This window comes from Phaeobacter sp. LSS9 (genome assembly GCF_003443595.1).
In the GTDB taxonomy this organism is placed as follows: Bacteria; Pseudomonadota; Alphaproteobacteria; order Rhodobacterales; family Rhodobacteraceae; genus Phaeobacter; species Phaeobacter piscinae.
On record NZ_CP031956.1, the window covers coordinates 2,273,139 to 2,292,195 of the forward strand.

Annotated in this window: 12 protein-coding genes, 3 tRNA genes and 2 rRNA genes; 7 read left to right on the forward strand and 10 right to left on the reverse strand. The window is 57.5% G+C overall.

Features of this window, described 5'->3' with window-relative positions; genetic code table 11:
* Window positions 1-113 precede the first annotated feature (113 nt).
* From D1820_RS10970 to D1820_RS11000, 7 genes are all read right to left on the reverse strand, one after another.
* Window positions 114-2,941, reverse strand: a 23S ribosomal RNA gene (locus D1820_RS10970).
* Between the two features lie 421 nt (window positions 2,942-3,362).
* Window positions 3,363-3,439 (reverse strand) — tRNA-Ile (locus tag D1820_RS10975).
* A 25-nt stretch (window positions 3,440-3,464) separates the two neighbouring features.
* Window positions 3,465-3,540: transfer RNA gene (locus D1820_RS10980), tRNA-Ala, on the reverse strand.
* Window positions 3,541-3,690: 150 nt separating this feature from the next.
* Window positions 3,691-5,154: ribosomal RNA gene (locus D1820_RS10985) — 16S ribosomal RNA — on the reverse strand.
* The 16S and 23S rRNA genes sit together here with 2 tRNA genes alongside, the layout of an rRNA operon.
* Before the next feature lie 821 nt (window positions 5,155-5,975).
* Entirely contained in the window at window positions 5,976-6,572 is a 597-nt protein-coding gene (gene msrQ, locus D1820_RS10990; protein ID WP_102897904.1) for a protein-methionine-sulfoxide reductase heme-binding subunit MsrQ, read from the reverse strand.
* Window positions 6,573-7,493, reverse strand: coding sequence for a protein-methionine-sulfoxide reductase catalytic subunit MsrP (gene msrP / locus D1820_RS10995; RefSeq protein WP_118069022.1), 921 nt, complete (start codon window positions 7,491-7,493; stop codon window positions 6,573-6,575). It abuts the gene before it with no gap.
* Window positions 7,494-7,562: 69 nt separating this feature from the next.
* The gene (locus D1820_RS11000) at window positions 7,563-9,056 is read right to left on the reverse strand and encodes an FMN-binding glutamate synthase family protein (RefSeq protein WP_118069024.1); all 1,494 of its coding nucleotides are present in this window, start codon (window positions 9,054-9,056) and stop codon (window positions 7,563-7,565) included.
* 111 nt (window positions 9,057-9,167) lie between these two features.
* Here D1820_RS11000 and D1820_RS11005 point away from each other — a divergent pair, with 111 nt between their 5' ends.
* Both D1820_RS11005 and D1820_RS11010 read left to right on the forward strand, forming a co-directional pair.
* Complete coding sequence (locus D1820_RS11005; RefSeq protein WP_118069025.1) at window positions 9,168-9,674, forward strand: DUF302 domain-containing protein; 507 nt, start codon at window positions 9,168-9,170, stop codon at window positions 9,672-9,674.
* 87 nt (window positions 9,675-9,761) lie between these two features.
* On the forward strand, window positions 9,762-10,319 hold the full coding sequence (locus tag D1820_RS11010; RefSeq protein ID WP_118069027.1) for a hypothetical protein: 558 nt from the start codon (window positions 9,762-9,764) through the stop codon (window positions 10,317-10,319).
* A gap of 82 nt (window positions 10,320-10,401) precedes the next feature.
* On the opposite strand, the gene clpB is transcribed toward D1820_RS11010, so the two are convergent.
* Complete coding sequence (gene clpB, locus D1820_RS11015; RefSeq protein ID WP_118069028.1) at window positions 10,402-13,020, reverse strand: ATP-dependent chaperone ClpB; 2,619 nt, start codon at window positions 13,018-13,020, stop codon at window positions 10,402-10,404.
* A gap of 326 nt (window positions 13,021-13,346) precedes the next feature.
* Between clpB and pyrF the strand changes: the two genes are divergently transcribed.
* Window positions 13,347-14,078: an orotidine-5'-phosphate decarboxylase gene (gene pyrF / locus D1820_RS11020; protein WP_118069030.1), complete on the forward strand. Its 732-nt coding sequence runs from the start codon at window positions 13,347-13,349 to the stop codon at window positions 14,076-14,078.
* A gap of 495 nt (window positions 14,079-14,573) precedes the next feature.
* Here pyrF and D1820_RS11025 read toward each other — a convergent pair whose 3' ends face one another.
* A complete protein-coding gene (locus D1820_RS11025; protein WP_118069031.1) occupies window positions 14,574-14,990 on the reverse strand; it encodes an NUDIX hydrolase in 417 nt (138 codons plus the stop codon).
* A 183-nt stretch (window positions 14,991-15,173) separates the two neighbouring features.
* Between D1820_RS11025 and D1820_RS11030 the strand changes: the two genes are divergently transcribed.
* Window positions 15,174-16,454, forward strand: a complete 1,281-nt coding sequence (locus D1820_RS11030; RefSeq protein ID WP_371311715.1) for a DNA polymerase IV — start codon at window positions 15,174-15,176, stop codon at window positions 16,452-16,454.
* Window positions 16,455-16,466: 12 nt separating this feature from the next.
* Here D1820_RS11030 and D1820_RS11035 read toward each other — a convergent pair whose 3' ends face one another.
* Window positions 16,467-17,327 carry an N-formylglutamate amidohydrolase gene (locus tag D1820_RS11035; RefSeq protein ID WP_118069033.1) on the reverse strand — a complete coding sequence of 287 codons (861 nt, stop codon included), beginning with the start codon at window positions 17,325-17,327 and terminating at the stop codon, window positions 16,467-16,469.
* Between the two features lie 160 nt (window positions 17,328-17,487).
* Here D1820_RS11035 and D1820_RS11040 point away from each other — a divergent pair.
* The 3 genes from D1820_RS11040 (at window position 17,488) to D1820_RS11050 (ending at window position 19,013) form a co-directional block, all read left to right on the forward strand.
* A tRNA-Val gene (locus tag D1820_RS11040) sits at window positions 17,488-17,562 on the forward strand.
* 78 nt (window positions 17,563-17,640) lie between these two features.
* A complete protein-coding gene (gene ykgO / locus D1820_RS11045; RefSeq protein ID WP_008562923.1) occupies window positions 17,641-17,766 on the forward strand; it encodes a type B 50S ribosomal protein L36 in 126 nt (41 codons plus the stop codon).
* 230 nt (window positions 17,767-17,996) lie between these two features.
* Window positions 17,997-19,013 carry a Fe(3+) ABC transporter substrate-binding protein gene (locus D1820_RS11050; protein ID WP_040170233.1) on the forward strand — a complete coding sequence of 339 codons (1,017 nt, stop codon included), beginning with the start codon at window positions 17,997-17,999 and terminating at the stop codon, window positions 19,011-19,013.
* Window positions 19,014-19,057 lie beyond the last annotated feature (44 nt).

Here is a 19,057-nt window from a genome sequence, read left to right on the forward strand (position 1 = left end):
GAAAATCCATATTCGCGACGTTTCGGTTTTGAGACGTCGCGGAGATACAATCGACATGAAGTCCAAGTTTTGTGTTTTGCTTTTGGTTCTTGTGTCACTGACTGTTACTGGAACAGATCAAGCCTATCGGGCGATTAGTACCGGTCAACTGAATGCATTGCTGCACTTACATCTCCGGCCTATTGACGAGGTGGTCTACCTCGGCCCTCAGGGATACCTTGTTTTGAGGGGGGCTTCCCGCTTAGATGCCTTCAGCGGTTATCCTGTCCGATCATAGCTACCCTGCACTGCTGCTGGCGCAACAACAGGTCCACCAGTGGATCGTTCACCCCGGTCCTCTCGTACTAGGGGCAACTCCTCTCAAGTATCCTACACCCACGGCAGATAGGGACCGAACTGTCTCACGACGTTCTAAACCCAGCTCACGTACCTCTTTAAACGGCGAACAGCCGTACCCTTGGGACCTGCTCCAGCCCCAGGATGAGATGAGCCGACATCGAGGTGCCAAACACTGCCGTCGATATGGACTCTTGGGCAGTATCAGCCTGTTATCCCCGGCGTACCTTTTATCCGTTGAGCGATGGCCCTCCCACTTGGGACCACCGGATCACTATGGCCGACTTTCGTCTCTGCTCGACTTGTCAGTCTCGCAGTCAGGCTGGCTTCTGCCATTGCACTCAACGAGCGATTTCCGACCGCTCTGAGCCAACCTTCGCGCGCCTCCGTTACGCTTTAGGAGGCGACCGCCCCAGTCAAACTACCCGCCACGCAGGGTCCCGGATCCGGATAACGGACCGCGGTTAGACATCAAGAGTGCGAAGGGTGGTATCTCAAGGGAGGCTCCACCGGAACTAGCGTTCCGGTTTCGATGCCTACCACCTATCCTGCACATCACAATCCTGATGCCAGTGCGAAGCTGTAGTAAAGGTGCACGGGGTCTTTCCGTCTAACCGCGGGAAGCCTGCATCTTGACAGGCAATTCAATTTCGCTGAGTCGATGTTGGAGACAGCGGGGAAGTCGTTACGCCATTCGTGCAGGTCGGAACTTACCCGACAAGGAATTTCGCTACCTTAGGACCGTTATAGTTACGGCCGCCGTTTACCTGGGCTTCAATTCGGAGCTCTCACCCCTCCTTTTAACCTTCAGGCACCGGGCAGGCGTCAGACCCTATACGTCGTCTTGCGACTTCGCAGAGCCCTGTGTTTTTAATAAACAGTCGCCACCCCCTGGTTTGTGCCCCCAGCTCCAAGTTGCCTTGGAACCGGGCCTCCTTCTCGCGAACTTACGGAGGTATTTTGCCGAGTTCCTTCAACATCGTTCTCTCAAGCGCCTTGGTATTCTCTACCAGTCCACCTGTGTCGGTTTAGGGTACGGTCTCATGGAGGGCTATTTCCAGGGACTGATCAGCAGCCCATTCAATCCGATAAGGATGAACTACCTTCACAATCCGTCACATCCTCCTGGCCTAGGAATATTAACCTAGTTCCCATCGGCTACGCCTTTCGGCCTCGCCTTAGGGGCCGGCTTACCCTGCTCAGATTAGCTTTAAGCAGGAACCCTTGGACTTTCGGCGAGAGTGTCTCTCACACTCTTTGTCGCTACTCATGTCATCATTCTCGCTAGTGATCTCTCCACGGGATCGCTCACGCGCCCGCTTCATCGAAAGCTTCGTGTCTCCGATGTGTCCGAGGACACTAAGGAGACATGAAGCTATGTCACACTACGCTCTGCTACCATGCACTATGTGCATCCTAAGCTTCGGCTCATGGCTTGAGCCCCGTTACATCTTCGCCGCAGGACGTCTTAATTAGACCAGTGAGCTGTTACGCTATCTTTAAAGGATGGCTGCTTCTAAGCCAACCTCCTGGTTGTTTTGGACATCCCACCTGCTTTCCCACTTAGCCATGAATTAGGGGCCTTAGCTGTAGGTCAGGGTTGTTTCCCTCTCCACTACGGACGTTAGCATCCGCAGTGTGTCTGCCATCTAGTACTCCCGGGTATTCGGAGTTTGGTTAGGATCAGTAAGCCTGTGGGGCCCCATTACCCATCCAGTGCTCTACCCCCCGGGGTATTCGGATGACGCTCTACCTAAATAGATTTCGCAGAGAACCAGCTATCTCCGAGTTTGATTGGCCTTTCACCCCTAGGCACAGCTCATCCCGATCTTTTTCAACAGATGTGGGTTCGGTCCTCCAGTGCATGTTACTGCACCTTCAACCTGGCCATGCCTAGATCACTCGGTTTCGGGTCTGATCCCACGAACTCATGCGCCCTATTAAGACTCGCTTTCGCTGCGCCTACACCTAACGGCTTAAGCTTGCTCGTGAGACCAAGTCGATGACCCATTATACAAAAGGTACGCTGTCAGCCCTCAAGGGGCCTCCAACTGATTGTAGGCGTTCGGTTTCAGGTACTGTTTCACTCCCCTCGTCGGGGTGCTTTTCACCTTTCCCTCACGGTACTGGTTCGCTATCGGTCAGTAAGGAGTACTTAGCCTTCGAAGGTGGTCCTCCGATCTTCAGACAGGATTTCACGTGTCCCGCCCTACTTAATACGTCCTATCATGCTTCATATACGGGGCTATCACCCACTCTGGCTGTGCTTCCCAACACATTCTATTCACACTCAAGGCTCGGCTGGTCCCCGTTCGCTCGCCGCTACTAGGGGAGTATCATATTGATGTCCTTTCCTCCGGGTACTTAGATGTTTCAGTTCCCCGGGTTTGCTCTTAAAACCCTATGTATTCAGGTCTTAAGTACCTGATTAAGCTCATTATTGATAGCAAAGCTAACAATAACAAACTGTCAGGTGGGTTCCCCCATTCGGAAATTCATGGATCAAAGCCTATTCTCAGCTCCCCATGACTTATCGCAGAGTATCACGTCCTTCATCGCCTCTTACTGCCAAGGCATCCACCAAACGCCCTTCTCGCGCTTGATCTGGTCCAGAAAAAGACAGTGAACTGTCACGCCACAGAAGCTGGTAAGAAACTGTGGCCTTATTCTGAACCAAAAGCATACTTTCCCGCTCACTTCATAAGAAGTGAACATTGGTTCATAAACCTTGCGGAATATGAACCGGGTTAGTGTACTTGACTTGGACAACACTGTGGTTTCAATCCGGCAGACCCTCGCGCGCCCGAGGAAAAGGGCGGATGCAAAGGCTCGCATCAGACCACCGAAGCGGTCCTCAGCACCAAACTGAGGTCGATCCCTTACGCGGGTGACCAACAGTGTTGTTGATTGTATCTCTCTAAACGATGTCAATGTGATCAACCTTCCCGAAGGAACATCGATCCGGTCCGATTGGACGATCAAACACTCAAAGCAAGTGCTTGATGATCAAATCATAGTCTGAAGAATGGTGGGTCGAGGAGGACTTGAACCTCCGACCTCACGCTTATCAGGCGTGCGCTCTAACCACCTGAGCTACCGACCCATTCTATGTGGGCCGTTCGCATGAGTGGTGGAGCCTAGGAGGATCGAACTCCTGACCTCCTGAATGCAAATCAGGCGCTCTCCCAGCTGAGCTAAGGCCCCTTGCTAGATCCTGCCCCAGGGCAAGATCATGACAGTTCTGAAGAGATATGAGGACGGCCTGGTCCGGATGTGATCAGTTTTGATTACTGATCTTATGCTAAGTGTATCACGAGACAGAGCAAGCTCTGATCTAGCTAGATACATCCTTAGAAAGGAGGTGATCCAGCCGCAGGTTCCCCTACGGCTACCTTGTTACGACTTCACCCCAGTCGCTGAGCTCACCGTGGTCCGCTGCCCCCTCGAAAGGTTGGCGCACGGCCTTCGGGTAAACCCAACTCCCATGGTGTGACGGGCGGTGTGTACAAGGCCCGGGAACGTATTCACCGCGTCATGCTGTTACGCGATTACTAGCGATTCCGACTTCATGGGGTCGAGTTGCAGACCCCAATCCGAACTGAGACAGTTTTTTGGGATTAACCCATTGTCACTGCCATTGTAGCACGTGTGTAGCCCAACCCGTAAGGGCCATGAGGACTTGACGTCATCCACACCTTCCTCCCGCTTATCACGGGCAGTTTCCCTAGAGTGCCCAGCCGAACTGCTGGCAACTAAGGATGTGGGTTGCGCTCGTTGCCGGACTTAACCGAACATCTCACGACACGAGCTGACGACAGCCATGCAGCACCTGTCACTAGGTCACCGAAGTGAAAGCCAAATCTCTCTGGCGGTCCTAGGATGTCAAGGGTTGGTAAGGTTCTGCGCGTTGCTTCGAATTAAACCACATGCTCCACCGCTTGTGCGGGCCCCCGTCAATTCCTTTGAGTTTTAATCTTGCGACCGTACTCCCCAGGCGGAATGCTTAATCCGTTAGGTGTGTCACCAACAAGCATGCTTGCTGACGACTGGCATTCATCGTTTACGGTGTGGACTACCAGGGTATCTAATCCTGTTTGCTCCCCACACTTTCGCACCTCAGCGTCAGTATCGAGCCAGTGAGCCGCCTTCGCCACTGGTGTTCCTCCGAATATCTACGAATTTCACCTCTACACTCGGAATTCCACTCACCTCTCTCGAACTCAAGACCAGGAGTTTTGGAGGCAGTTCCGGGGTTGAGCCCCGGGATTTCACCCCCAACTTTCTGATCCGCCTACGTGCGCTTTACGCCCAGTAATTCCGAACAACGCTAACCCCCTCCGTATTACCGCGGCTGCTGGCACGGAGTTAGCCGGGGTTTCTTTACCAGATACTGTCATTATCATCTCTGGCGAAAGAGCTTTACGACCCTAAGGCCTTCATCACTCACGCGGCATGGCTGGATCAGGCTTGCGCCCATTGTCCAAGATTCCCCACTGCTGCCTCCCGTAGGAGTCTGGGCCGTGTCTCAGTCCCAGTGTTGCTGATCATCCTCTAAAACCAGCTATAGATCGTAGACTTGGTAGGCCGTTACCCCACCAACTATCTAATCTAACGCGGGCCGATCCTTCTCCGATAAATCTTTCCCCCGAAGGGCGTATAAGGTATTACTCACCGTTTCCAGTGGCTATTCCTTAGAGAAGGGCACGTTCCCACGCGTTACTAACCCGTCCGCCGCTCACTCCGAAGAGTGCGCTCGACTTGCATGTGTTAGGCCTGCCGCCAGCGTTCGTTCTGAGCCAGGATCAAACTCTCAAGTTGAAAAGCACTTACATGCTTATCCTTGACGTTCGAACCTCTGCACATCTTTGAATGTCCTACCGCTAACGCTACTTGAGGACGGGCCTCAAACAGCACGGCTTCGAACCCGGCTAGGAACTCGAAACGAACATCCAACATTCTCTGTTTCTCGTGCTTCAGTACCAAAGGTACAGAAAGCCGACAAACAGTGAAGCTGACACTAGATCATCGGACAAAAGCCCTACTAGCGTTGATATGAAGAGGTTGATCCATCGAATGAACCAAACCGCCCACATATCTCTTCAGATATCATCAATGTCAAAGAGCATACATCCAGAGAAAACAACCAACAGATGCGCCAAATTCCTGACGCGCCCGCCGATCAAAACCCCACAAATGCCACCGTCTTTCCGATGCGTCCGACCGCCTCTCCAGCCCGTCCCAGCGTCTCTCCGCCGCGTTTCCCGTCCATCCCAGCGTCGCCGCCGTCCCGTCCGGTGTGTCTCAGTAGCGCCTCAGCGCCGCCGGTGAAGGGGGTTCTAAGGTGAGTTACACAAAGCCGCAACACCAAAATCAAAGAAAATCAAAGTTTCTGGCGCTTTTCTTATTATACTATATCTTTCAGTAACTTACGATGTACTATTTCCGTACATCTGCGTCTGACCCCGCCGGATCACCGGATATTTCCCGGCCAGATCAAAGCTGCAACCGGTTTCAGACCCGAGTCAGCAGTGTTTGCGCTCACCCTAATCCGAGTCGGGATCCATCAAAGCCCCTCTGGCGAGTCGAATGGAGGGCCTTTGACGCCGACAGGAGCCGCTGCATCAGCTGCTGGCGCGGTTTCACGCCAGCTTCAGCCGCGCGGCCGATGGCAGGCGGAGTGCCAACAGAAGCAGGATCACCCCCATGTAGATCAGCGGTTCCAACTGAAACCCCTTTGCCAGCATCACATAGTGCAGCGCTCCGAGAACGGCAGCCGGATAGGTCAGCCGATGCAGGAGACGCCAGCGCGGGCCCAACCGGCGCACCGAGATCCCATTAGAGGTCAGCGCCAAGGGGAGCATCAGCACGAAACCAGCCATACCGATGGTGATATAAGGCCGCTTCAGGATGTCCGCCAGGATCTGGCCCAGAAGCTGCACATCAAGCAACAGCCACACCAGCAGGTGGCAGCTTACATAGAAAAAGCACAATAGACCGATGGCCCGGCGAAATCGCATAAGGTTCAATCCGAGCAACCGGCGCAGCGGCGTGATCGCCAGGGTTGCCACCAGCAACTGCAGAGCCAATTCGCCATATTCATGTTCCAGTGCCTTGATCGGTTCCGCACCAAGCGCACCAGAGAGACCCTGATAGAACAGGACAGCTGCGGGCAGCACCCCGGCCACATAGACCAGCCAGACCGGAACCGCGCGCAATAGGGTGTTGATCCGCTGCATTTAGAAGTTCTCAGCCAGATCCATACCCTGATAGAGCGCGGCCACATCTGCCTCATAGCCGTTGAACATCAAAGTCGGTTCGCGGCGGGCAAAGAGACCGCCGCCGATGCGCCGCTCACTGGCCTGGCTCCACCGGGGATGGTCTACCTTGGGGTTCACATTACTGTAGAACCCATATTCGCGCGCGTTGGCCATGTTCCAGCTGGTTTGCGGTTGCTGATCCGTGAGCGTGATGCGGACAATCGACTTGATCGATTTGAACCCGTATTTCCATGGCACCACCAAGCGCAGGGGCGCGCCGTTCTGATTGGGGAGCGGTTTGCCGAAAATCCCGGTGGCCATAATTGTCAGCGGGTGTTGCGCCTCATCCAGACGCAGACCCTCCCGGTAGGGCCAGTCCAGCACCTTATAGGCGGTGCCAGGCATTTCCGATGGACGATAGAGGGTTTCAAACGCCACGTATTTGGCGCCGTCCTGCACGCCGGCCAGATTAAGGAGGTCGGCCAGCTCAAACCCCTGCCAGGGCACGACCATTGACCAGGCCTCGACACAGCGGAAGCGATAGATCCGCTCCTCCAGCGTCATCGCCTCCAGAATTTGCGCCATGGAATAACTGCCCGGCCGCTCTACCAGACCGTCAATCTCAACACTCCAGGGCTCCGTCGTCATCTGGCCCGCATAAGCGGCGGGATCCCCCTTACCCGTGCCGAATTCGTAGAAGTTGCAATAGGTGGTGACATCCTCCCAGCTGTTGGGCTCCAGCGCCGCCTCCGTAGCGGCCTGCGCCGCAGTGCCACCCAGCCCCGCCAGACCCAGCCCCGCAGCACCGCCAAGGCCTGCCATGATCTGACGGCGGTTCAGAAATGCCGAATAGGGCGTGACATCAGCGTCGTTCAGATCGTTCGTCCAGCGGTGGGCCATGCGGGGTCTCCTTTATATCCGTTGATAAGGACCTAAGGCAGCTGGCGGCGCAGTCCAAAACATATCCTCTCACGTCTCCGCGATGGCACTGTAACCTGGCATCAACTCATGCATCGGCCGACTGCGCCCATCCTCCTGCATGATCCGAACATGGCGACGACGAAGCTGGCGTGGCTCGCTCACCCCGACGGAATGGGCAATGGTTTCCACCTCGTGGATGATCTCCTTGGCGTAACGGGCAACGCGGGTGGATTTCTCCTCGACCACCAGCCCCTTTTGCAGGCGCTTGTCGTGGGTGGTGATCCCGGTGGGGCAGCTGTTGCGATTGCATTTCAGGGCCTGGATGCAGCCCAGCGAGAACATGAACCCCCGCGCCGAGGTGACAAAGTCAGCTCCCGCCGCCAGCGCCCAGGCGATATCGCCCGGATTGACCAGCTTGCCCGAGGCGATCAGGCGGATACGATCCTTCAACCCGCACTCGTCGCGTAGATTGCAGATAAGGGGCAACGCCTCGCGCACCGACATCCCAACCAGATCAATCAGTGGCATCGGGGCGGCGCCGGTCCCACCCTCGCCGCCATCGACTGTGATGAAATCCGGCGCGCTGTCATCCTTGCGCGCCGCAATATGCAGAAACATCTCGCGCAGGGCGGACTCGGCCCCAACCACCAGCTTGATCCCCACCGGCTTGCCGGTCACCTCCCGGATGTGGGCAATCATATCCAACAGCTGGTCATAGTTGGCGATCTCAGGGTGTCTGTTCGGCGATATGCTGTCCTGACCTTCCGGGATCCCACGGATCTCGGCAATCTGTTGGGTGACCTTGGCCCCCGGCAGAATACCGCCCTTTCCCGGCTTTGCCCCCTGCGCCAGCTTCAGCTCGAACATCCGTACGGCATCATATGAGGCCACCTTGCGCAGGTGATCATCGCTCAGCCCGCCATCGTCATCGCGCACGCCGTATTTTGCTGTGCCGATCTGAAACACGACATCACAGCCGCCTTCCAGATGATAGGGGCTCAACCCGCCTTCACCGGTGTTCATCCAGATACCCGCCTCTTTGGCCCCGTGGCTGAGAGCGCGCACCGCAGGCGCCGACAGTGCCCCATAGCTCATACCGGAGATATTGAAGAAGGACGGCGCCATATAGGGCTGGCGGGCAGTCGGCCCGATCAGGCGCGGCTCACAGCAGGCCTTGTCATCATCCAGCGCCGGAAAGGCGGCATTCACAAAAATAGGCGTGCCGGGCACGTTTAGATTGCGGGTAGAGCCAAAGGCAACCGTGTTGCCCTTCCCCTCCGCTGCACGTCCAACCCATTCCCGTTGCGCACGGTTGAAGGGCATCTCCTCACGGTCCATGGCAAAGAAGTACTGGCGAAAAAACTCACCCAATGTGCTGAACAAACCGCGAAACCTGCCGATCACCGGATAGTTGCGCCGCACCGCGTCCTCGGTCTGGATCCGATCCACCACGAACAGCCCCGCCGCGACCAGTGCCAGCGCGCCCAGCGCAAAGACAAAGACATAGGCGAGGAATTCTATGGCATTTGCCGCGAAACCCATGCAAAAACTCCTATATGATAATGGAACGCGCTGCCCATCGGCCCGCCCCATACCAACTTGGCGTATTCCACAGGGCGGGCAAGTCACCTTTGATCACATTGGGAGAGGACCATGACAAAAATCACCGCAATTCGCACCACAGCTCGCCATATCGGCAGGTATATCTTCACCCTGTCAGGCGCAGCTGCCGTCGTTACAATGACCGGCCTGTCCGCCCTGGCAGAGCAATCAGCAGATACACATATGGTCAGCTACCAGACAAATTTGACCTTTGAGGATGTGACCTTCGGACTGGAGAGCGCCATCACTGACCGTGGTCTGGTGGTCGATCATGTCAGTCACGTCGGAGAGATGCTGGAACGCACCCGCGCAGATGTTGGCTCTGACGTGGTGCTGTTTGAACAAGCCGAGGTTTATTCCTTCTGCTCGGCCAGCCTGTCCCGTGACGTGATGGAAGCCAATCCGATGAACATCACCTTCTGCCCCTATGATATATTCGTCGCGCAACGGCCGGACAGTAACATCACAACAATCGGCTTTCGCGCCTTTCCCGAGGGCGAGATGCAACTGATCCAGACGTTGCTGAATGACATCGTTCTTGAGGCGATTGAGGAATAGAGCCGCCCAAGTCGGATTTCCCCACTGTCTGACGTCATTGCCTTTGATAAGCTAGGGATACCGAAACACTGAGCGAGCAGCCCCTGCATGAAGTCCATCGTTGTTTCCCTGCTGCTGATTGCCACGGCGCTGGTTACAGGCTGCACACCCCACGCCGGTGGCAAAGCAGATGAGGTCAGTCAGCTCCGTCACGCAATCGAAACCCTGACCCCCGATGTAGATCCTGCCGAGGCTGCGCGCGCGGCGCAAATCGCCTATAGCCATGCGACGGCCTTGGCAAAAGAGTATCAGGTCACAACCTCACCCATCCTGCACAACACCCTCGTCAACAGCGGCGTCCGGCAACGGGGCCTATGCTACCACTACGCTGAGGACATGCAGGCCAGGCTGCAACGTGAAGACTTCCAGAGTCTGACAATCCTGCGGGCCATCGCGGAACCACGAAACAGCTTTCGTATTGAACACAGCAGCGCCGTTATCGCCCCTAAAGGCGCAGATATCTACGGTGGCATTGTGTTGGACCCCTGGCGCTATGGCGGCAATCTCTACTGGTCCGCCACATCCAAAGACCCCCGTTATGACTGGGAACCGCGTTTGACAGTTTTACGCCGCAGGGGCGCAACACGCGTGGTCGCCAATAACTGAGAGCGATGCCTTAGCCAGACCGCAGACGAAAAGGCCCGCCAGATCTGGCGGGCCTTTCCTGTTCAATCGTGTCTGCACATGTTTAGTGGACAACGGCGTCGTCAGGGCGCGGGCGATCGCTGGTGCCAATACGATCCCCGATGATCAGGCCCTCAGCGCCAGCACTGACAGGCACCGTGTCCCCGTCGCGTATTTCTCCCGCCAGCAGCATCTCCGCCAATGGGTTCTGCAACACCCTCTGGATAACTCGCTTCAGCGGACGAGCACCGAACACCGGATCATACCCCTCATCTGCGAGCCATGTCTTCGCGCCATCATCCAACTCAAGCGTGATCTTGCGGCCCACAAGGCGTTTCTCCAGCCGCGCCAACTGCAACGTGACGATTCCATCCATATCCTTGCGACCCAGCCGATCAAAAATGATCGTCTCATCCAGCCGGTTCAGGAACTCGGGGCGGAAATGGGCACGCACCGCGTCCATCACGTCCCGCTTGGCGTCGGCGGCATCGGCCCCATCCGGCAGCTGGCTCAGCGCCTGCGCGCCAAGGTTCGACGTCAGGATAATCAGCGTCTGCTTGAAATCCACGGTCCGACCCTGCCCATCGGTGAGCATCCCGTCATCCAAGACCTGCAACAACACGTTGAAGACATCCGGATGCGCCTTTTCCACCTCATCAAAGAGAACCACCTGATAAGGTTTACGCCGCACCGCTTCGGTCAGCACGCCGCCCTCATCATAGCCGACATAGCCCGGAGGTGCGCCGATCAGACGAGCAACCGCGTGTTTCTCCATGAACTCCGACATGTCGACACGCACCATGGCGCTGTCATCGTCAAACAGGAAATCGGCGACGGCTTTGGTCAGCTCAGTCTTACCAACACCGGTTGGGCCGAGGAACAGGAACGACCCAAGGGGGCGGTTTTCATCATTCAGGCCTGCGCGGGCACGGCGCACGGCGTTGGACACCGCGGTCACAGCCGCATCCTGACCAATCACCCGACCGTGCAGGTCGGCCTCCATCCGCAGCAGTTTCTCGCGCTCCCCTTCCAGCATCTTGGAGGTGGGAATACCGGTCCAGCGTTCGACCACGCCCGCGATCTGCTCGGGACGTACGGCCTCTTCGACCATCAGCCCATTACTTTCAGAGGCTTCCGCCTCACTCAGCTGTTTTTCCAACCCGGGGATGACGCCATAGGACAACTCCCCCGCACGGGCAAGGTTGCCCTCCCGCTTGGCTGCATCCAGATCGGCGCGGGCGCGGTCCAGCTGTTCCTTCAACCCACGGGCAGAGGCCAGCTTGTCCCGTTCGGACTGCCACTGCGCGGTCATTTCCGCCGATTTTTCCTGCAACTCCGCCAGTTCTTTCTGCAGCGTCTCCAACCGGTCCTTGGAGGCCGCGTCATCCTCAAGCTTCAGCGCCTCTTCCTCGATCTGCATCTGGAGGATCTGCCGATCGAGCGCATCCAGTTCTTCGGGTTTGCTGTCAACCTGCATCCGAAGGCGTGCAGCGGCCTCGTCCACGAGGTCAATCGCCTTGTCCGGCAGGAACCGATCAGTGATGTAGCGATGGGAAAGCGTCGCCGCAGACACCAGTGCCGCATCCGCGATCCGGACACCGTGGTGCAATTCATACTTTTCCTTGATGCCGCGCAGGATCGAAATGGTGTCTTCAACAGTCGGTTCGGTCACCATCACAGGCTGGAACCGGCGCGCCAAAGCAGCGTCTCTTTCAACATATTTGCGGTATTCGTCCAGCGTCGTGGCGCCAATGCAATGCAGCTCCCCCCGTGCAAGCGCAGGCTTGATCAGGTTCGCCGCATCCATCGCGCCATCCGATTTCCCTGCGCCAACCAGCGTGTGCATCTCATCAATGAACAGGATGATTTCGCCGGCAGCCTCTGTCACCTCGGTCAGAACCGCTTTCAGACGTTCCTCGAACTCACCGCGATATTTGGCGCCGGCAATCAGCGCGCCCATATCGAGCGAGAGCAGCTGCTTGTCACGCAAGGATTCAGGCACATCGCCATTGACGATACGCAGCGCCATACCCTCGGCGATTGCAGTTTTACCAACCCCAGGCTCACCAATAAGAACCGGATTGTTCTTGGTCCGGCGGCTCAGAACCTGCATCGCGCGGCGAATTTCCTCGTCCCGGCCGATGATCGGATCAATCTTACCGTCCCGGACCGCCTCCGTCAGATCGCGGGCGTATTTCTTCAGCGCGTCATAACCGTCCTCAGCGCTCGCACTATCCGCCTTGCGCCCTTTGCGGATATCGTTCACCGCCTCGTTCAGCGCCTGCGCGGTGACATTCCCAGCCGCCAGCGCATCCTTGGCCTTGGATTTGACCATACATAGCGCCATCAGCAGCCGCTCTACCGGCACAAAACTATCACCGGCCTTCTCAGCAATCTTCGCTGCCTCGTCCAGCACCTTGGCGGTCTGACCATCCAGATAGATATCTGCAGAATTGCCCTGAACCTTGGGCAGTTTGGACACTGCCAGCTCCAGCGCCTGAACCACCTGTTCCGGGGTTCCACCCGCGCGGGTGATCAGATTGCTGGCCAGTCCTTGGTCGTCATCCATCAGCGCCTTCAGCAGATGCTCAGGCATCAGCCGTTGGTGATCTTCCCGACGCGCAATCGTCTGGGCCGCCTGCACAAAACCGCGTGCCCGTTCGGTGAACTTGTTCAAGTCCATCTTGCTCTCCTTATATAAGCGCCCCGTTTTGATGGTGACGCCCGCTTTGCGGCACGTCCCGGTCAGGGCCTTCACGTTCAATGTGGGAGATCTTACTGTCTCTTCAAGGTCAGTCTGCGGCAAATATGTCACCAAATCCCTGACCCAGATCAAGAGTTTGCCCCGTCAGCACTCCTGCCCGAACACATATGGATCATGGCCACCCCGCCAGCCCGGCTGTTTTTCCCTTTCCCAACGGCAGCCCCGCCACTAAAAGCAGCGCAATTCCTAGACTGCCTGCACGTCCACACCGCCCGCAAAGGCGCCCCCAAAGACGAGGAACCTCCATGTCCGCATCTTCCACCGCCAAGCCCAGCCCAAAATCCACTGCCGACGACCGCCTGATCGTTGCCATGGACGTTCCCAACGCAATCGCTGGCCTGCAGCTGGCCGACACGCTTGGCGATGCGGTGTCGTTCTACAAGATCGGCCTGGGCATGCTGACCGGAGGCGGGCTGGCCCTTGCCAATGAATTGAAGCAGGAACGCGGCAAGCGCATCTTCCTTGACATGAAACTCTTCGACATCAGCGCAACGGTTGAGGCGGCTGTCCGCGGCCTGGCCCAGTTTGACCTCGATTTCCTGACCGTCCACGGCGACCCCCATGTCGTGCGCGCCGCCAAGGAAGGGGCCGCTGGCACCAACCTCAAGATCCTTGGCGTGACCATCCTCACCTCTCTGGACCGCGCTGATCTGGATGAGGCGCTGATCAAATCCGGTGAAATCTCTGATCTGGTACAGGAGCGCGCAGGCCTTGCGCTCACCGCAGGAGCCGATGGCGTGATTGCCAGCCCGCAGGAGGCCGCCCTGATCCGCGCCCTGCCCGAAGCGTCAGGCAAACTCATCGTCACCCCAGGCGTGCGCCCCGCCGGAGCCGCGTTGGGAGACCAGAAACGCGTGGCCACCCCCGCCAGCGCGCTGGAGTCAGGTGCCGACCATATCGTGGTGGGCCGTCCAATCTGGGCTGCAGAGGCACCACGCAGCGCAGCCGAAGACATTCTGAGCAGCCTGCCACGCTGACGTTCAATCAGGCAGCCAGCCGACCACGATCCAGTTGCACTTATTCAACACCCCAAACCCGCCAGCGCAGATCGCCTAGGCGGGTTTTTCTTTCGCGATGGTCAAATTGACCGATCCCGCATGGTCGCTGTCGTGAAGCGCCTAAACATTAGGCAGAAATAAAACATTTGACTGCACCTTGCATAGGCAGGCCACAACCCGCTTTCGCGCGACATTTACCTTAGGTCAAGTATGGGGATTATAACAGATTTTCACACCACCGCGCCGCCCAATGCGCCTTTTTGTCCTGTGCCCACAAAAGCACACAGGCAGAGGTGGAGTTACATAATCCTGCGCAACAGGCTATGCCGAGAGGCCAAAATGACCGACCCTGTGGAAGAGACACTCCCCTGACGGCCTTGCTCTTCCTGAGGTTCGTCACCTCCCCCGCTACAGCAGCGGGGGTTCTTTCTTTCAGGCTATCGACTGTGAACCGAGCAGCAAACGTGCCCAGGCTCACGCGCTGATGGTACCACGCTGCGATAGATAGGCCTGCAGATAACCGGCGAAATGTGGTACCGCCAGATCATGCGCAATGTACCATTCGGGCGGGACCAAGGCCCAGCTCTGCCCTTCATCCCCCAGTCTGATATCTCGCTCTCTCACGGCAGGGAGATGTGCCGCAAAAAACCAGACCACACCGTTGGGCCGCGTATAGCTTTGCCGCCAGACCAGATCCGCCTCCTGTACGAGCAGCCCGACCTCTTCCTCGGTTTCGCGCAGGGCACAGGTTTCCGGTGTTTCCGCATCTTCACGACCGCCCCCTGGAAAGTCCCAGTGGCCGGGATAGGGGATGTGCGGATAGGCGTCACGCTCAATGACCAACAGCCTGTCACCGATGAAAAGCGCCAGCTTGGCTCCGTTGAATGTCATTCCTGCTCTCACCATGTCAGATCGTCTAAAGACAATTTCCGTGGCAGAGGCTACTCTAAGCCCCCCTGCCGCACCATGAGATTCCCTCATCCAACCTTTCCCGGTTTTTGCCCCATGTCCGACCAGCACCCCACAACGTCTGATCTGACCATATCCGAGGGTCCGGCCGGCGGCGGCCAAAACCTGCAGGTGCTTTGCCGGGAATGCCTGTCCCATGGCGTGCTGAAACCCAAAAATGGCAGAACCCCAAACCCGAAGCGCTGCCCAAGCTGCCAAAGTCCGCGTATCAAAGCGCATTCTGAGCTGTTCTCGCTCTCGATTGCACATATGGATTGTGATGCGTTCTATGCCAGCGTTGAAAAACGCGACAATCCAGATCTCGCCGACAAACCGGTGGTGATCGGTGGTGGGCGGCGGGGTGTGGTCTCCACCGCCTGCTATGTTGCGCGCATTCGGGGTGTCCGCTCCGCGATGCCCATGTTTCAGGCGCTGAAGCTCTGCCCGGATGCGGTGGTGATCAAGCCGCGTATGAACGTCTATGTCGATGTCAGCCGCCAGATCCGTGCCATGATGGATGAGCTGACCCCGGATGTTGAACCCTTGTCGCTGGATGAGGCGTTCATGGATCTGTCGGGCACCCAACGTCTGCATGGCGCGCCGCCTGCGGTGATGCTCGCACGGCTGGTCAAACGCATGAAGGATGAGCTGGGTGTGACCGGATCCATTGGGCTGTCGCACAATAAATTCCTGGCCAAGGTGGCCTCCGATCTGGACAAACCGCGCGGATTTTCGGTGATTGGCGCGGCTGAAACCTCTGAATTTCTGAAGGATAAACCGGTGCGCCTGATCTGGGGCATTGGTCCCGCCGCGCAGGCCTCACTCGACAAGGCCGGGATTCGCAGCTTTTCCGACCTTCTCAGGTGGGAGCGGACCGATTTAAATGCCCGCTTCGGTTCGATGGGAGAGCGGCTATGGCATCTCGCACGTGGTCAGGACCGGCGCCGCGTCTCCTCCAATGCGCCCATCAAATCCATCTCGAATGAGACCACCTTCTTTGAAGATACGGCCAGTCTTGAGGTGCTGGACGGCCATTTGTGGCGGTTGGCAGAGAAGGTTTCCGACCGTGCCAAGGCGCGGCAACTGGCCGGACGCGTGGTGACGCTGAAGCTGAAACGCGCAAATCACAGCAGCCTCACCCGGCGGCAATCCCTGCGCGACGCCACGCAGATCGCCGACACCATTTATCGCACTGCCCGTGCCCTGCTGGATCAGGTTGGCAACGAAGGTCCCTACCGGCTGCTTGGCTGCGGTATTTCCGATCTGGTCCCGGAAACCCAGGCCGATATCACCGGTGATCTGCTCGACCCTCAGGCGGGTCAGCGCGCCAAGGCCGAGCGCGCGACAGATGCCATTCGCGAACGCTTTGGCAAATCCGCCATCCAGAAAGGTCGTGCCCTTCGCTAACAGCGGCCGAACTTACTCCGCGGCGAGAGGCACCGGATCACAATTCAGTCGCGACAGTTCCGCAATCACATCGGTCAGCACCATCTGCAGCGCGGCAAAATCAGCGGTTTTTTCCACGCGCGCCTCATTCATGTAGAGGCTCCGATCAATTTCGACCTGCACTGCATGTTGCGCACGCGATGGGCGACCATAGGTTTGCGTAATATAGGCCCCCGCAAAGGGGGTGTTGCGCGCCACGCGCAGCCCGGCGCCGACAAACGCCGCTTCGACCCGGTCCATAACCTCGGAGGAGGCGGCAGCGCCAAACCTGTCCCCCAGCACAACATCAGGCAACCCAGCCCCCCGTCGCCCGGCAGCAGATATCGCCTCATGCGGCATCGAATGGCAGTCAATCAACACCGCCTGTCCAAACCCGATCCGCGCCTGATCCAGAAGCTGCTGCAACGCAGCGTGATATGGCCGCCAATAGGAGGCGATCCGCTGGCTCGCCTCACTCTGGCTCAGCTTGCCACGGTAGATCGCCCGACCATGGGCCACCACACGCGGTATAACTCCCAGCCCCGAAGCCACCCGCGGGTTCTGCCCGCGTTTGATGACCCCCTCAATCAGCGCCGGGTCCAGCTCTTCTGTGGATCGGTTGAGATCGACATAGGCGCGGGGCGCCCGTGCCATCAGCAGGGGCATTCCGAATCGCGGCGCGGCTGCGAACAGCTGATCAACAAAGGCGTCTTCCGAACTGCGCAGCTGCAAAGGATCAAGAATCGTCTGCGCCAGAAACGCCGCGCTGTAGTCCGATCCGCTGTGCGGCGAGGCAAAAACAACCCCAGACCGCAATTCCTGTGGCATTTCCACCAAATATACTGTGTCAGACATGCAGGCTCCGGCCGATCAGATACAAGAAACAGCATAGACCGGAAATTTCTGCGGTCAAAAGCTCTTGCACCCCTCTCCGACTCATTTTATAGACCCCCTCACCGGCGCGGTCATCCGCGCCCCTTTCAATTTGGGGCCGGCCGAAAGCGTAGGTATTCATGGGCGATTAGCTCAGTGGTAGAGCACTTCGTTGACATCGAAGGGGTCACAAGTTCGAACCTTGTATCGCCCACCATGAATTCATTGCTCTGGTCCAACGATCGGAGCCCCGCAACCCAGGCGCTGGTTCGCGCCGCAGAACAGGAGATAGGCCATGAAGGTCAAGAACTCGCTCCGCTCGCTCAAGAACCGGCACCGTGATTGCCGCGTTGTGCGTCGCAAGGGCCGTGTCTATGTGATCAACAAGACCCAGCGCCGCTTTAAAGCACGCCAGGGCTGATTGCCAGACGCAGCTTAGCTGATTTGAAAACCGCATCTTCGGATGCGGTTTTTTTTATTTTACCCCCTCACATCGCCACAAATAACCCGGTCGCAGAGGCCTGCGTCTTTTTCCGATTCTTTTTGTCGGTTTTTCTTTGCATTTTTGCTGAAACTCTTTATCTGAGCAAATCAGTCGGGTTCGACGCCACTGGCAAGACCCCCGAGTGTTTTGAATAGATGGGATGTACCATGCTGAAATCGACCACCATTCTTGCAGGCGCCTTGGTCGCCGCCGTCGCAACATCTGCCGCTGCCGAGGGTGAGCTGAACCTCTACTCCTCGCGCCATTATGATACCGACGAGCGTCTCTACTCCGATTTTGAAGAGGCCACCGGCATCACCATCAACCGCATCGAAGGCAAAGCCGACGAGCTGATCGCCCGGATGAGCGCAGAGGGTGCGAACTCTCCCGCCGACATTCTGCTGACAGTCGACACCTCTCGCCTTGCCCGCGCCAAGAACGAAGGTCTGCTGCAAGCCATCGACAGCGACACGCTGGAAGCCCGCGTTCCGGGCTACCTGCAGGATGCAGACAACCAATGGTTCGGCTTCTCGCAGCGCGCGCGCATCATCTTCTTTGACAAAGCAGACGTCGCCAACCCGCCAAAAACCTATCTCGATCTCGCCGATCCCGCCTACAAAGGTCAGGTCTGCATCCGGTCGTCGACCAACACCTACAACCAGACCCTGCTGGCCTCGATCGTTACCCATCACGGTGAAGAGGCCGCAACCGACTGGGCAAAAGGCGTCGTTGCCAACATGGCCCGCGCACCTCAGGGTGGTGACACCGACCAGCTGCGCGGCATCGTCTCTGGCGAATGCGAAATCGCAGTCGGCAACAGCTACTACTTCGCCCGCTCCATCCGTAAAGACGTGAAAGGTCTCTCAGCAGATCGCGACATGATCGGTTGGGTCTTCCCCGCGCAGGACGCAGAAGGCGCGCATATGAACCTGTCCGGCGGTGGTGTGGCGGTAAACGCCCCCAACAAAGACAACGCGGTGAAGTTCCTGGAATACCTCGCCTCTGATCAGGCACAGCAGTATTTCTCCGCTGGCAATGACGAATACCCTGCGGTCCCCGGCGTTGCCTTGGCCCCCAGCATCGCGGCACTCGGTCACTTCAAGCCGGATGATGTTCAGCTGTCCGACGTGGCCAAGAACATCCCCACCGCCCAGAAAATCTTCAATCAGGTGGGCTGGGAATAATCCCCCAGTGGCACGACCGGCGCAAATGCGTCATTGATCTAAAG

Bases quoted from the DNA above. Each gene is read 5' to 3' on its own strand.
- clpB (WP_118069028.1), bottom strand. From the start codon at position 13,020: ATGGACTTGAACAAGTTCACCGAACGGGCACGCGGTTTTGTGCAGGCG.
- pyrF (WP_118069030.1), top strand. From the start codon at position 13,347: ATGTCCGCATCTTCCACCGCCAAGCCCAGCCCAAAATCCACTGCCGAC.
- D1820_RS11025 (WP_118069031.1), bottom strand. From the start codon at position 14,990: ATGACATTCAACGGAGCCAAGCTGGCGCTTTTCATCGGTGACAGGCTG.
- D1820_RS11000 (WP_118069024.1), bottom strand. From the start codon at position 9,056: ATGGGTTTCGCGGCAAATGCCATAGAATTCCTCGCCTATGTCTTTGTC.
- D1820_RS11050 (WP_040170233.1), top strand. From the start codon at position 17,997: ATGCTGAAATCGACCACCATTCTTGCAGGCGCCTTGGTCGCCGCCGTC.
- msrQ (WP_102897904.1), bottom strand. From the start codon at position 6,572: ATGCAGCGGATCAACACCCTATTGCGCGCGGTTCCGGTCTGGCTGGTC.
- D1820_RS11005 (WP_118069025.1), top strand. From the start codon at position 9,168: ATGACAAAAATCACCGCAATTCGCACCACAGCTCGCCATATCGGCAGG.
- D1820_RS11010 (WP_118069027.1), top strand. From the start codon at position 9,762: ATGAAGTCCATCGTTGTTTCCCTGCTGCTGATTGCCACGGCGCTGGTT.
- ykgO (WP_008562923.1), top strand. From the start codon at position 17,641: ATGAAGGTCAAGAACTCGCTCCGCTCGCTCAAGAACCGGCACCGTGAT.
- msrP (WP_118069022.1), bottom strand. From the start codon at position 7,493: ATGGCCCACCGCTGGACGAACGATCTGAACGACGCTGATGTCACGCCC.
- D1820_RS11035 (WP_118069033.1), bottom strand. From the start codon at position 17,327: ATGTCTGACACAGTATATTTGGTGGAAATGCCACAGGAATTGCGGTCT.